This is a genomic window from Ruegeria sp. CF5 (assembly GCF_056537325.1).
Genome location: NZ_JBQFRI010000003.1, coordinates 351,489 through 365,131, shown reverse-complemented (window position 1 = coordinate 365,131; position 13,643 = coordinate 351,489). Strand labels below are relative to the sequence as shown.

Below are 13,643 nucleotides of genomic sequence, written 5' to 3'. Positions count from 1 at the left end.
CCTCCGAAACAGTGCGCTTGCTGGCGGCGACGCTGGAAATTACAGGACCTCGAACAGTCCTGCAGCCCCCATGCCGCCCCCGACACACATGGTGATGACGACATATTTCGCACCGCGACGTTTGCCTTCGATCAACGCGTGACCGATCATGCGCGCGCCGGACATGCCATAGGGGTGACCGATTGAGATCGCACCGCCATTCACGTTCAGCAACTCATCGGGAATTCCCAGCTGATCCTGGCAATAGAGGACCTGAACGGCAAAGGCCTCGTTCAACTCCCACAGACCGATGTCATCGACACTCAGCCCGAAGCGTTCCAGCAGTTTCGGCACGGCAAAAACAGGACCAATCCCCATTTCGTCAGGCTTGGTCCCGGCAACGGCCATACCGACGTAGCGGCCCAGAGGTTGCAGGCCACGCTTTTCCGCCAGGCTTTCCTCCATCACGACGCAGGCAGATGCGCCATCGGACAGCTGGCTTGCGTTACCGGCGGAGATCGTCCCACCTTCGCGCACGGTTCGCAGGCCTGAGAGACCTTCGATTGTTGTTCCCGGTCGGTTGCCCTCGTCCCGTTCAAGGGTCACGGTTTCGTTCGACGCTTCACCGGTTTCCTTGTCCCAGACGGTTTTCGTTGCCGTCACCGGAATAATCTCATCATCGAAACGGCCCCCTGCCTGTGCAGCAGCCGTGCGCTGTTGCGATTGCAGCCCATAAGCATCCTGGCGCTCTCGCCCGATCCCATAGCGCGTTGCGACAGTTTCTGCCGTGTCGATCATCGGCATGTAGGTGTCGTTGTGCATGGCCAGCAATTCGGGGTCGGAATTCACACGCAAGTCTTTGGTCTGCACCAGTGAGATTGACTCGACACCTCCGGCGACGATGGTGTCCATACGGTCAACGATGATCTGCTTGGCGGCCGTTGCGACGGTCATCAGGCCGGACGAGCACTGACGATCAATGGTCATGCCGGATACAGATGTCGGGAACCCTGCCCGCAGCGCTGCGGTGCGCCCGATTGTGGCCTGATGCCCTTGCGGCAGAGAACAGCCAAGGATCACATCATCAATCGTAGCCGGATCCAGATTGGCCCGTTCCGCAGCAGCACGAAGAGCATGCGCTGCCAGCGTCGGTGCGGGCGTTGCATTGAACGCCCCCTTGTATGCGCGGCCAATCGGGGTCCGGGCGGTCGAAACGATAACGGCATTGCGCATGGGTTACACTCCTTCGCGGGTCAGGCCCGCATGTTTCAGTTCGATGTCACCCTGTTGCCGCCCGGACTGAGGCACAACCTCGCTAGAACGGTCAGTGATTTCATCCCAGCGGTCGACGATCTGCTCAGGAACATCCGCGCCTGCGCCAAGATAGATCCCCGATGTCAGCGTGACATTGGCGCTTTCAAAGGCACCCGCGCCTGCGCACAGAACCGTACGTGTCGGAGCATCCTCGCGAACCAGCGTCAGAACGCCCGTGCTGACCAGTTCTGGGCGCAGTAGATTAAGCTCTGCCTCTGGCAGAAGCCCATCTGTCATCTGGGTCGCGGCCGTTGGTGCAATGCAGTTGACGCGGATATCGTTGCGCGCACCTTCGATCGACAAGGTCTGCATCAGGCCAACCAGCGCCATCTTGGCCGCGCCGTAATTCGACTGACCGAAATTGCCATACAAGCCCGACGACGAGGTCGTCATGACGATGCGGCCATAGTTCTGTTCACGCATGTGGTTCCAGACCGCTTTGGTGCAGTGAACGGCGCCCATCAGATGAACATCCATCACCAGACGGAAATCCGCGACGTCCATCTTGGCAAAGCTCTTGTCGCGCAGAATGCCAGCGTTGTTGATCAGAATATCGACCCTGCCCCAGCGGTCGATGATATCCGCGACAATACCCTGAACCGCGTCGAAGTCAGAAACGGATGCAGCAACCGCCATTGCCTCGCCACCGGCCTTTTCGATGTCTTCCACAACCGCTTGCGCAGCATCGTGCTGCAGGTCGTTGACGGCGATTTTGGCCCCGCGGGAGGCGAGCAAAAGCGCATGCTCACGTCCAAGCCCTGCCCCTGCCCCGGTGATCAGCGCCACGCGCCCGGAAAGATCGATCATGCTGTCAGCTCCTCACCCATTGCGGCAAGCATCGCCGCAACCCTCTGTAAAAAAGGGAAGTTTCCTACGAATCTGAATACACGCGCCCAGTCAGCGCCTGTCAGTCAGGTTCGGGATAGTCACCTGAGCCGGCTCATGCAAGAATTATTTGTACAATGGTACCGATTAATTTTCGTCTATCGCCGCCCGGAAGTCCTCTTCGACATCAGACAGATCATCGGCATTGCTTCCTGTCGCCAGTGCGCGGGCCAGCTTGCCCGAAAAAATCGCGTGATTGGCCAGCGCCAGAGTGACGGGCGCCTTAGGTCCGCGTACCTCGCGCATGCGTCGCAGCCATGCATTGGACTGGTCCGCCAGAATATGGCGTACAAATCCGCGCAGGTTCGGATTCCGGCCTGCTGCGATCCAGACCGTGAAATAGGCAAGATTTTCGTCCCGGTAATCCACAGCTTCGCGCAGAAAGATCGAGGTACTCAGCCCGGTCAGTTGTTCGACACTATCGCAAGTTGTCGAAAAGCTCTGCACGCCTTCCCGGTAACGCTGCTTTGCGCGCTCGAACAACGCAATCTGTGCTGCCTCCAGCAGGGTGTCGATAGAGGGGAAGTAATAACTGGGACCACTGCGAACCATTCCCGTTCGCTGACCGATTGCACGATGTGAGACCGCGCCGGGTCCGTCTTCGATCAGAACCTCGATGCCCGCATCTACCAAGGCAGCCTTTGTGCGCCCCTTCTTAGTATCGATGTCATCAGCGACAGGCGGGTCTTCTCTATGCCAGTCGAAAACCGGTGAGACATCCGATCCCGACAAAAGCCGCGAGATCGCCCTCCGGTCCAGATGCAAAGGATGCAGCAGAAAAATCAAACCGATTGCGCGATCCGTGGCCAGCCGGATCTTTTGCGGGTTCGGGCGGTCCGCCAGATGGTCGGCGAGCCTAAGCCAGATTTCATCCAGCTCCCGAAACCAGCTTCGCGACAGGTGTTGACCGTCTGGTGTTCTGCCGCCGAACAGAATGATCTCCCACCAAGCGATCGACCGCGCGCGGTCGCGGGTCAATGCATTCAGAGTGACCTGAAAAACAAGGTCATCAAGGCTTGTTGGTACGGTAGAAGAATTGCTGGTCAGGCGATCCTCCAGCGCGGAAAACGCTTGAAGATATTCGGTTAGCAACAGACGGGACGCTTCGTTCAGGATGTCGATTTTGCCAGAATAATGCCGCGTCGTCGCAGCAAGACTGACACCTGCCTCTTTTGCCACGGCGCGATGCGTCACACCGGCGACGCCGGTTTTGGACAGGACGTTGATTGCACCTTCGGCAATTTGCCGCTGCATTCTAAGCGTTCTGTCCTGAACAGCGCGCTGCCGGGGTTTTGTGGTATCCGCCATAAGGCAGAATAAAATGCATATCGCGCCTCGGGCGGCAAGGCGCGGCGCTCAGGTTTCTCGCAGAGGTTAACCGGAAACCCAATCGGCATTTTCCTGTCACAACCCGGTGTTTTCCCGTTTCATCGGTTGTGAGACCTGCATCGAAAACCACAGGCAAAGCCCGGATTTCCGATTGCTTCTCAGATTACAGTCCAGGACACCACCCCATGCCCCAGCATCTTCTTGCCGCAATTGCTGTACTAATTATCCTCTCAACCTCTGCGCCCCTGTTTGCCGATGCAGGTTCTGTTTTCGACCTTGTGCAGAAGGGCGACACCGGTCTTGTCGAATTGCGGTGCCAACAAGCGCGTCAAAAAACCGGAACACGACTTTAGCGACTCGACACAAGTTTCGCCCAGCCCTTTGCTCTAAACCCGTTTGAAAGCAAAGGGGAAGAATTACATGTCGCTGGCTGAACTTATCAGGCTTGACCAACTTGCGGTGCTTAAAATCAACAACCCGCCGGTCAACGCCATTTCCGAGGCCCTGCATCACGCGATGGAGGCCGCCTTTGACGAATTCGAGGCGGACAATTCATTGCGGGCGCTGGTCGTCGAGTGTGAAGGACGCACGTTTCTGGCGGGCGGCGACATCGCTGGTTTCGAGAAACCCGATTTTGCGACGGCTCCGTTCAACGCGTTCCTCGCCCGGATCGAAGCCTGCGACCGTCCGGTAGTGGCTGCTCTGTTTGGTACCGTTCTGGGCGGTGGGCTGGAATTCGCAATGTCCTGCCACGCCCGGATCGCCCATCCCGCAACCAAGGTCGGACTGCCCGAAGTCGCCCTTGGCCTGATCCCCGGTTCGCTTGGCACGCAAAGGCTGCCGCGTCTGGCAGGGCTTGAGAAAGGGCTTGAGATGATTTCGACAGGTAATCCTGTCGGTGCACCTGAGGCGTTGAAATTCGGGATCGTTGACCGGGTTGAAGAAGAATTCGTGACCGTCGCGCGGGCCGAAGCCCTGCGGATGGCGCAATATGCGTCGCCTCTGCGGCGAACCAGCGACCTGACGCCGCCCGATCTGGACATAGCGCAGGACGTTATTGCAAGGGCCCGGAAAGCGGCACAGGCGGAACCTTGGCTTCCCGCGATGTCGGCAATCGCAGCCTGCATCGAAGCAGCCGCCAACCTGCCTTTTGTCGAAGGCGAACAGGTTGAAGCGGATGAGTTCTGCAAGATCGTCCATGGCCCGGCATCGCGCGCCCTGCGGCATATGTTCTTTGCCCAGCGGACCTGTCGCAAAGTACCTGATTTGCCACGCGATCTTACGGAACGCCCGATCCAGAGCGTCGGTATCGTCGGGGCCGGAACGATGGGCACCGGCATCGCCATGAGCTTTGCCAATGCCGGTTTCAATGTTCGGCTGATCGAAAAATCCTCTGAGGTGCTTGACCGCAGCCTCTCGACCATTTCCGCGTCCAACGCGGCGCGGATCGCAAAGGGAAGACTGACAGCAGAGGCCGCGCAGGCCCGACAGGACCGCATTTCCACCTCAACCAATATGTCGGATCTGGCCGAGGTCGATCTGGTGATCGAGGCCGTGTTCGAAGATATGGACTTGAAATGCGCGGTGATGCGCGAGTTGGATCAGATCTGTAAAACCGGCGCCATTCTGGCCACCAACACTTCGACCCTTGATGTGGACCGCATCGCGGCGGTCACGTCCCGGCCCGGTGACGTCATCGGCACGCATTTCTTCAGCCCGGCCCACGTGATGCGTCTGCTTGAAATCGTTCGGGGTGCCGAGATCGCGCCGGACGTATTGCACACTATCCTGAAACTGGCGGGTCGGATCGGAAAGGTACCTGTCGTCAGCGGCGTCTGCTTCGGTTTCATCGGCAACCGCATGCTGGATGTCTATCTGCGCGAGGTTGAGATGCTGTTGTTGGAGGGCGCAACCCCCGAACAGATCGACCGCGTTGCACAATCGCCGGAACACATTGGCCTTGCCATGGGGCCATGCCGGATGATGGACATGGCAGGCGTGGACGTGGGCGCCCGCGCGGCACTGGCGCGACTTGCCGATCCGGACGGGCCAGACGAGCCGAACTATCGCGCGCTCAGTATCGCTTTGTACGAAAAGGGCGACTTCGGGCAGAAGACCGGTCAAGGGTTCTATCGCCATGAGGCGCGCGCGGCACATCCGTCAGATGATCTGAACCGGTTGTGCGGGGAACTTGCGAAAAAACTGGGCGTTCAGCGGCGCGAAACTCACGATGATGCTGAAGTCTGCGAACGTCTGCTTTTACCGCTGATCAACGAGGGATTTGCCATATTGGAAGAAGGCATCGCCTTGCGCGAAAGCGACATCGACGTAGTTTACACCACTGGCTACGGCTTTCCGTCCTGGCGGGGCGGTCCGATGTTCATGGCGCGCGAGAACGGTCTGGATAAGATCGTTTCGCGGATGCAGGCGTATTCGGCGCAGGAAAACGCAGCGGACTACTGGCAGGTGACGCCGCGTTTGCAGCGCGAGGCCGAGTTGTTTCGGTAAAACCAGACATCAAAGCTTTTGGATAGAGGGTTTCCAACGTGACGATCGACAAGAACATTGAGCTTCTGAACGAGCAGATTGGCAGCGAAATCGGCGTTTCTGACTGGGTTACAATTGACCAGACCATGATCGACACTTTTGCCGACTGCACCTTCGATCATCAGTGGATTCACACCGATCCCGCCCGTGCGGCGACTGAAAGCCCGTTTGGTGGGGCTATTTCACATGGATTTCTGACGCTCTCGCTGGGATCAAAGTTTGCATTTGATTGCATTGCCGAACTGCCGGGACAGGTGATGGGCATCAACTACGGGTTTGACAAACTACGCTTTCTGGTCCCCGTCCCTGCCGGAGCATGCGTCAGGGGGCGTTTCACGATGCTTGGCGTGAAGAAACGGTCTGAAACCGAACTTCTGCGCACCGTTCGGATGACTGTCGAAATCGAAGGTCAGGACACACCAGCGCTGGTTGCCGAATGGCTGGCGCTGATCGTTTTTGCACCCGATGCGGGTTAGTTTCATAAGCACCGTTTGAATGGCCCTGCAGGCGGGCCATCAGGCCCGCCTTTGTGTTTCTGGCTTATTCTGCCGCCATCGGCTCGACCTCGACCACGATGGCATGGGCCGCAACTTGACCGCCTTCGGCGACATGCACGGCGGCCACGGTTCCGTCGACCGGAGTGGTATGGGAATGCTCCATCTTCATCGCTTCAAGCACCAGCAGAGTTTGCCCCGCACTGACCTTGTCGCCCACAGTCACAACAACGGCGGCAACCGTCCCGTTCATCGATGCCCGCACCTTGCCATCCGAGGTCACATCGGCGGACACTTCGGGTTCGAATGTCAAATCACGGAAATCCCACGGGCGCCCGTCCAGATGTAACCAGACCTGACCTGCGCCGCTCAGCAGATGTGCTGCCCTGGCCTGACCGCCCGCTTCGAACTGCACCCGGGTTCCCTGTTGCGCGCGCACGGTCAGATCGAAACTCTGATCCCCAACCGTAACTTCACATTCACCGCCACCGCTGGCGCGGACACGGGGAGCGTGATCCCGATCATTCCGAGAAAGACGGAGCGGCGTGGCGAAGCCATGCGTCAGCCCGGTTCCTTCGCAGGACCGCAGGAACGCTCCGGCATAAGCAGCGGCGCGTTCTTCACTGTCCGAGGTTTCTGGCATCAGGTCGTCGCGGTTTTCTTCGATGAAGGCGGTTGTCGCGTCCCCTGCGGCAAAGACCGGATGATCAAGACAATCCGCAAGAAAGCCCTGATTGGTGCGGACGCCAAAGGCCAGACTGTCCTGCAACCCGGCCAGCAACCGCCGCCGCGCCGCGTTCCGGTCGGGGCCGTGGGCAATCAGCTTGGCCACCATCGAGTCGTAGTAGGGCGGTACCTCGGCCCCGTCCCGTAGTGCGTGATCGACGCGGATCGCGTCTGAGGGCTGCCAGACGGACATGGTGCCACTTTGCGGAATAAAGCCCGCTTCGGGGTCTTCGGCGCACAGGCGCACCTCCATTGCGTGACCCGAGAATGTCACATCCTCCTGCGTCAGTGGCAGGGGGTGGCCGGCGGCGACGCCCAGTTGCAGTTCGACAAGATCCAACCCGGTGATCGCCTCGGTCACGGGGTGTTCGACCTGCAGCCGGGTGTTCATTTCCATGAAATAGAAGTTGCCCTCGCGATCCAGCAGGTATTCGAACGTGCCTGCACCCTCATACCCGATGGCCAGCGCCGCCTTGACCGAGATTTCTCCCATCCGCGCGCGCAAATCGGCGTCGACCGCAGGCGAGGGAGCTTCTTCGATCACCTTCTGGTGGCGGCGCTGGACAGAGCAGTCACGTTCGCCACAGTGAATCGCATTGCCATGGCGGTCGGCCATGACCTGAATTTCCACGTGGCGCGGATCAATGATGGCGCGTTCCAGCAGAACGGTGCCGTCGCCGAATGCCGTCTGCGCCTCGGACACGGCCGAGGCGAGATGTTCGGCAAAGGTGTCCTCCTGCTCGACCAGACGCATACCGCGCCCGCCCCCGCCAGCAGTGGCCTTGATCATCAGGGGAAATCCGATCTGACGCGCCTGCGTCAGCAGCGTTTCAGCCGATTGATCCTCGCCGGAATAGCCGGGAACGCACGGGACACCTGCGGCCTCCATCAACCCTTTGGCTGCCGCCTTGTCCCCCATCTTTTCGATTGCCTCGCCCGAAGGTCCGACAAATACGATCCCGGCCTCGGCACAGGCGCGTGGCAGTGCCGGGTTCTCTGCCAGAAACCCGTAACCGGGGTGAATCGCATCAGCGCCGGTAGCTTTCGCCGCTTCAATGATCCGGTCGATCCGCAAATAGCTATCTGCCGGGGCAGGACCGCCGATGCATACGGCCTCATCCGCTGCGCGCACATGCCCGGCATTCGCATCAGCCTCGGAATGAACCGCGACCGTGCCATAGCCTAGGGCCTTGGCCGAGCGCATGACGCGCACGGCAATCTCTCCCCTGTTGGCCACGAGGAGTTTGGTGAACGGTGTTTTTTTGTCCATCTTCGTAATCCTCGTTTATCAGGGGCGTGCAACGCCGAACTGTATCGAATTGGGCTCGCGCCGCTCGGCCTCGCGGCTGATGCGCATCAGCTCGGCCAGCAGTTCGCGGGTATTTCGCGGGTCGATGATCCCGTCATCCAACAGCCGCGCGCTGGTATAAAGCGCGCTCATCTGCCCGTCGAAAGTTTCGATGATGCGGGCCTTGGTTGCTTCCATCTTGGCCTGATCCAGTTCGATCCCCTTGCGGGCGGCGCGTGCCTCTTGCACCACGGCCATGGTCCCTGCAGCCTGCTCGCCGCCCATCACTGCGGTTTTGGCGTTGGGCCATGAGAAGCAGAAGCGCGGATCGAACCCACGGCCGCACATGCCATAGTTCCCAGCCCCGAACGATGCGCCGCAATAGACGGTAAACTGGGGCACAGTAGCGTTGGTAACCGCCTGCACCATTTTCGAACCGTGCTTGATGCTGCCGCCTTCCTCGTAAATACGGCCAACCATGAAGCCGGTCGTGTTGTTCAGATAAAGGATCGGCGTACCCGCCTGACAGCAGGCCTGAATGAAATGCGTGGCCTTGGATGCGCCGGCAGGGTCGATGGGGCCATTATTGGTGATGATCCCCAAAGGCCAGCCATGAATCTTGCCGGTGCCACAGACCGTGGCGTTGCCGTATCTTTCACCGAATTCGTTGAAATCCGACCCATCGACGATCCGCGCAATCACTTCGCGCATGTCCACAGGCTGCCGATAGTCCATCGGCATGACGCCCAGCAGTTCCTCGCGATCAAATAGCGGTTCATCGAACAGGCGCAGGTCTTCCTCCTGCCCCTTCCATTCGATGTTGGACAGAACCTCTCGCGCGATGGCGATGGCATGGCGGTCATCTTCAGCCAGATAGTCGCCCAGCCCCGAAATACCGGTATGCATCTCGGCGCCGCCCAGCTCTTCCTCGCTGGCGATTTCACCCGTTGCGGCTTTCAGCAGCGGTGGCCCTGCCAGAAACGCCCGCGTCCGTCCGCGCACCATGATGATATAATCCGACAGGCCGGTCTGATAGGCGCCGCCTGCGGTCGAACTGCCGTTGGTTACAGTGACGACAGGCAGACCAGCCGCCGACATGCGCGCCAGGTTGCGGAAGGTGGAGCCGCCATAGATAAAATCCTCGACCCGGTAATCCATCAGGTTGGCGCCTGCACTTTCCACAAGCTGGACGTAAGGCAGCTTGTTTTCCAGAGCGATCTCCTGAATGCGCAGGATCTTGTTCAGACCGCCGGGCTGCAGGGCACCGGCGGCAATCCCCGAATCCGAGGCCAGGATCATGCAGCGGACACCCGAGACATAACCAATCCCGGCAATAATTCCCGAACCGGCGATGGACTTTTCCGGATCTTTGCTATCCATGCCATAACCGGCCATCTTGCACAGCTCGATGAAGGGTTTGCCCGGGTCCAGCAACAGCGCGACCCGCTCACGCGGCAGCAGCTGATTACGCTTGGCAAACCGTTCAGCCGATGCAGCTGATGCGGCGCGCGTTCTGGCTTCGATCTCTTTCACTTCGTCGAGAAGGGAAAGCATGCCCGCCTTGTTATCCTCAAAAACCTGAGAACCTGCAGTCAGTGAAGATTCAAACGTTGTCATGACAAATCCATCAATTCTGGTGTGTCCGATCCCTGCCAGGCACCGGTTGTTCTATGGCTGCGCCAGTGCAAATCCGGCGCATCCTTGGACTGTTTTGTGATACGTATGACGTTCAGATTTCGTGCCCCGTCTCGGATATGGCTGGGAAGCAGACCATAGATACTGCGGATTGAATGGCAGAAATGACTGGAGTCGTTATAGCCAAGATCCAAGGCCAAGCCGGTCAGGTTCCCGTCATGAGCGACGTATTCAACGAACCTCCGCGCGCGTTTCCAGACCCTGAGATTGCGGAAAGTGATGCCGGTTTCATCCTTGAACAGGTGCAGAAACCGCGATCTGGACAGCGATACGCAGCTTGCGAAATTCTCGGCTCGCATGGACGCTTCGCCCGGGTGATTGTCCATGATGTCAAGAACATAGTCGATCCGGGCGTCCAGCTGCCTCTGGCCGATAGGGCTGCCCAGAAACATTTCGTCAAAATCATCTGAGGTCAGAACAGGACGGCCGGACCACGACTTCAGACGCTGGGCTGCGTAGTGCATTCGGGCGGGCAAATCATGATCACATGAGCCACTGTTGATCTGTTGGCACAGACGAGACAGATTTCGTGTATCGGCACGCTCGGTTTCGATCCAGACGCTTGAAACCATGGGTGAATCCGAGCGTAACTCGTGAATCTGACCGGTCGGAATGGCCACAATTTTGCGACGCTCCCAAGCGCCGTGATCGCGCCGCAGGTGGATATCACCCTGCAACGCCGAGACAATCAAGGTTGCCCCCTGACGGCGAGGTTTCATGTTAAGCCCCAGGTAACCCTGATAAAAGACACGGTCCCGTGTAACCAACATGAGCTTTGGTACAGAAGCTGAATGTGCCATGTTGTGCTTTTCCGCTGTTATTTCAGCCTCAGATACCGAGCATTTGCCGTGCTTCCGCCGGGGATGCGACTTCGCGCCCAACCTCACGGGCGGTTCGGGCCAGCTCTTCTATCAGTGCGCCATTGGACGTCACTTTGGTACCGTCGGAAAGATAGAATGTATCTTCAAGCCCCGTCCGCAACTGCCCGCCAAGTTCCGCCGCCTTGCGATGCACATCCCAGATTTCCGCTCGACCGATTGCCGTAACCTGCCAGCGCGAGTCCTCTGGTGCCAGGTCCTTGAGGATCGGTAACAGATCTGCCCGGCAGGGCATGCCCGAGGCAACGCCCATGACAAAGTTCACCTGCGCGGTTCCCTGGAACATGCCTGCTTTCTGGAACATGCCGACACTTCGCACGATGCCGGTGTCAAAGCACTCGAACTCGGGGATGCCTCCTGCTTCGGTGATCACATCGATGTATTCCTGAACTTTGTGCACCTCATTGTCGAACAGTGCGGGCGGCCATGCCCAGTTCCCGTCGCGGCGTATCTTGAGGTAGTTCAGCGAACCCGCATTACATGCGGCCATTTCGGGTCGGGTGGCAGCAACAACATCCAAAGCAGGCTGATAGTTGGGGCCGGCTATTCCAGTCGTGTGGTTAATAATCACGTCCGGACACGCATCCCGGATTGCGGCCTGAATCTCACGCGACAGGTCGATATCCCAGCTTGGCAAATGTCCCTTGCCTTCGCCCTGCTGACGCAAATGGATATGCATGACCGTCGCCCCGGCATCATAGGCCCGGCGCGCCTCGTCAGCCATTTCCTCTGGCGTGACGGGAACGTTGTGCTGTTTGGGGTCGGTCAATGCGCCGGTCACAGCGCAGCAGATGATGGCTTTGTTCATAATTCGGTTTCCTCGCTCAGTCACGGGTCAGGTTGCGGGGTCAGCCCTCGGCCCAAATCGGTTTACGTTTCTCAAAAAATGCGCTGATGCCTTCACGCGCCTCATCAGACATCATCCGGTCAGCAAAACTGTCAGCGGCAGTCTGCGCCTGCTCCTGTCTTGTCTGGCCCGGCATCATCACCAGTTGCTGCTTGATCGCGGCAAGCGCGCCGGGTGCCGCAGCGGTTACTGCAACGGCGTAACGGGCAATGGCCGCGTCCATTTCTCCGGGGCCGGTTGTCAGCTCATCCACCAGCCCCAGCGCCAATGCCTTGTCGCCGTTGAACCGCCCGCCGGTCAGCATCAGCCGCCGCCCCTCGCGCATGCCGATGCGCTGGACCACATAAGGCGCGATCTGCGCCGGGGTCAGACCGATGCGGGTCTCGGACATAGAAAACAGCGTTTCAGCATCGGCCAGAACACAATCACCCAGACAGGCCAGACCAAATCCACCCGCAACGGCGGCGCCTTCGATGGCCATGACAGTGAATTGCGGCAGCGCATAGATGTCCTGCAGGAACTCTGCCGTTTCCAGGCTGAGTGCATGGACTTCATCCCGGCTGCCAGCGCCGCCATGATACAGTTGCTTGAACGACTTCAGATCCCCGCCCGCACAAAACACACCGCCCCTGCCGCGGAACACGACACAGCGGATATCCGGCGATGCCCTGAGTATCTCGCATAGCGCACGCAGGTCGCTCACACGGCCCGACGTCAGCGCGTTTCGGTTTTCGGGCGTATTGAACCAGACATTCAGGACAAATCCATCCTGTTCAAGTTCCAGGTTTTCAAATTCAGGCAGCGCCACGGTTTCCTCCACGCCAGAAAAGGCACATTCCCAAGCATGCAGCAAACCTGTCAGACTACAAGGGACCGTTATGACCTTAACAGACCATTTGGTCTCTATTAATAATTTGATTCTGCGTTAGTCAAGTATTATCGAAGAGGAAGGAAGTTGGCGGTTGTATGCAAAATGACTGAAATGAAGAAAAAGCTGACGCTTACCGAACGACGCTCACAGGAAACGCGCGAGCATATCTTTGCTGCCACGATCCAGAGCCTCGATACGTTCGGATATGCGGAAACGACCTATGCAAAGGTTCAGGACATTTCCGAGCTGTCGCGCGGGGCGATCACCCACCATTTCCCCAGCAAACAGGCACTTGTTGCGGCAACGGCCATGAGCCTTCTGGGCAAGGTTCTGAAACCGCTTAAAAGGCGGCAAGGTTCGACAGAAGGTGCGAGACCGGTTTACGAGCTCGTCCTATCAGGTTGGCAAAACATGGCCGGCAGCCGTGAAGGCCGCGCCTTTGTCGAAATTCTGGTGTCCTGCCGCACCGACAACGCACTAAGAGAGTTGCTGTCCGACCAGCTTTACGACTGGGACCGGCAGGTCAGCGACTCGATCAGCAAAAGCTATGTTGGCAGCCGTCCAAATGAAGACGACGCAGAGATCCTTTGGGCGATCAATCGCAGCTTTCTGCGCGGGCTCATCATACATCAGCAGTTTGTACGGTCTGATGAGTACCTCAAAACCATGATCGAACGCTTCGCCTCTATGCTGGAGAAGGAACTGCTGCCACGGACAGTCAGTGAAGACGAAACGGACTAGAGGCGCCCTGCCTCACCACTTTCCGATCCAAGGCCCGTCATCCGCCAGA

11 protein-coding genes are annotated in these 13,643 nt (G+C 58.7%); 3 read left to right on the top strand and 8 right to left on the bottom strand.

The window, feature by feature from the left end; translation table 11 throughout:
* Window positions 1-39 precede the first annotated feature (39 nt).
* The 3 genes from ACR0NW_RS11045 to ACR0NW_RS11035 form a co-directional block, all read right to left on the bottom strand.
* Entirely contained in the window at window positions 40-1,212 is a 1,173-nt protein-coding gene (locus ACR0NW_RS11045) for an acetyl-CoA C-acyltransferase (protein ID WP_480791801.1), read from the bottom strand.
* A gap of 3 nt (window positions 1,213-1,215) precedes the next feature.
* Window positions 1,216-2,100, bottom strand: a complete 885-nt coding sequence (locus tag ACR0NW_RS11040; RefSeq protein WP_480791800.1) for an SDR family NAD(P)-dependent oxidoreductase — start codon at window positions 2,098-2,100, stop codon at window positions 1,216-1,218.
* Window positions 2,101-2,265: 165 nt separating this feature from the next.
* Window positions 2,266-3,432 carry a TetR/AcrR family transcriptional regulator gene (locus ACR0NW_RS11035; RefSeq protein WP_480791799.1) on the bottom strand — a complete coding sequence of 389 codons (1,167 nt, stop codon included), beginning with the start codon at window positions 3,430-3,432 and terminating at the stop codon, window positions 2,266-2,268.
* A 495-nt stretch (window positions 3,433-3,927) separates the two neighbouring features.
* Between ACR0NW_RS11035 and ACR0NW_RS11030 the strand changes: the two genes are divergently transcribed.
* A complete protein-coding gene (locus ACR0NW_RS11030; protein ID WP_480791798.1) occupies window positions 3,928-6,015 on the top strand; it encodes a 3-hydroxyacyl-CoA dehydrogenase NAD-binding domain-containing protein in 2,088 nt (695 codons plus the stop codon).
* 38 nt (window positions 6,016-6,053) lie between these two features.
* Window positions 6,054-6,530: a MaoC family dehydratase gene (locus tag ACR0NW_RS11025; protein ID WP_480791797.1), complete on the top strand. Its 477-nt coding sequence runs from the start codon at window positions 6,054-6,056 to the stop codon at window positions 6,528-6,530.
* Window positions 6,531-6,594: 64 nt separating this feature from the next.
* Here the strand turns inward: ACR0NW_RS11025 and ACR0NW_RS11020 are convergent, their stop codons facing one another.
* From ACR0NW_RS11020 to ACR0NW_RS11000, 5 genes are all read right to left on the bottom strand, one after another.
* Window positions 6,595-8,544: an acetyl/propionyl/methylcrotonyl-CoA carboxylase subunit alpha gene (locus ACR0NW_RS11020; protein WP_480791796.1), complete on the bottom strand. Its 1,950-nt coding sequence runs from the start codon at window positions 8,542-8,544 to the stop codon at window positions 6,595-6,597.
* A gap of 18 nt (window positions 8,545-8,562) precedes the next feature.
* A complete protein-coding gene (locus ACR0NW_RS11015) occupies window positions 8,563-10,179 on the bottom strand; it encodes an acyl-CoA carboxylase subunit beta (protein ID WP_480791795.1) in 1,617 nt (538 codons plus the stop codon).
* Window positions 10,176-10,976 (bottom strand): helix-turn-helix transcriptional regulator, encoded by an 801-nt coding sequence (locus ACR0NW_RS11010; RefSeq protein WP_480791794.1) that lies wholly within the window; start codon window positions 10,974-10,976, stop codon window positions 10,176-10,178. Before ACR0NW_RS11010 ends, ACR0NW_RS11015 begins: the two co-directional genes overlap by 4 nt.
* Before the next feature lie 109 nt (window positions 10,977-11,085).
* On the bottom strand, window positions 11,086-11,943 hold the full coding sequence (locus ACR0NW_RS11005; protein WP_480791793.1) for a beta-keto acid cleavage family enzyme: 858 nt from the start codon (window positions 11,941-11,943) through the stop codon (window positions 11,086-11,088).
* Between the two features lie 40 nt (window positions 11,944-11,983).
* Window positions 11,984-12,790, bottom strand: coding sequence for an enoyl-CoA hydratase/isomerase family protein (locus ACR0NW_RS11000; protein WP_480791792.1), 807 nt, complete (start codon window positions 12,788-12,790; stop codon window positions 11,984-11,986).
* A gap of 165 nt (window positions 12,791-12,955) precedes the next feature.
* Between ACR0NW_RS11000 and ACR0NW_RS10995 the strand changes: the two genes are divergently transcribed.
* The gene (locus tag ACR0NW_RS10995) at window positions 12,956-13,594 is read left to right on the top strand and encodes a TetR/AcrR family transcriptional regulator (RefSeq protein WP_480791791.1); all 639 of its coding nucleotides are present in this window, start codon (window positions 12,956-12,958) and stop codon (window positions 13,592-13,594) included.
* The last annotated feature ends 49 nt before the right edge of the window (window positions 13,595-13,643 follow it).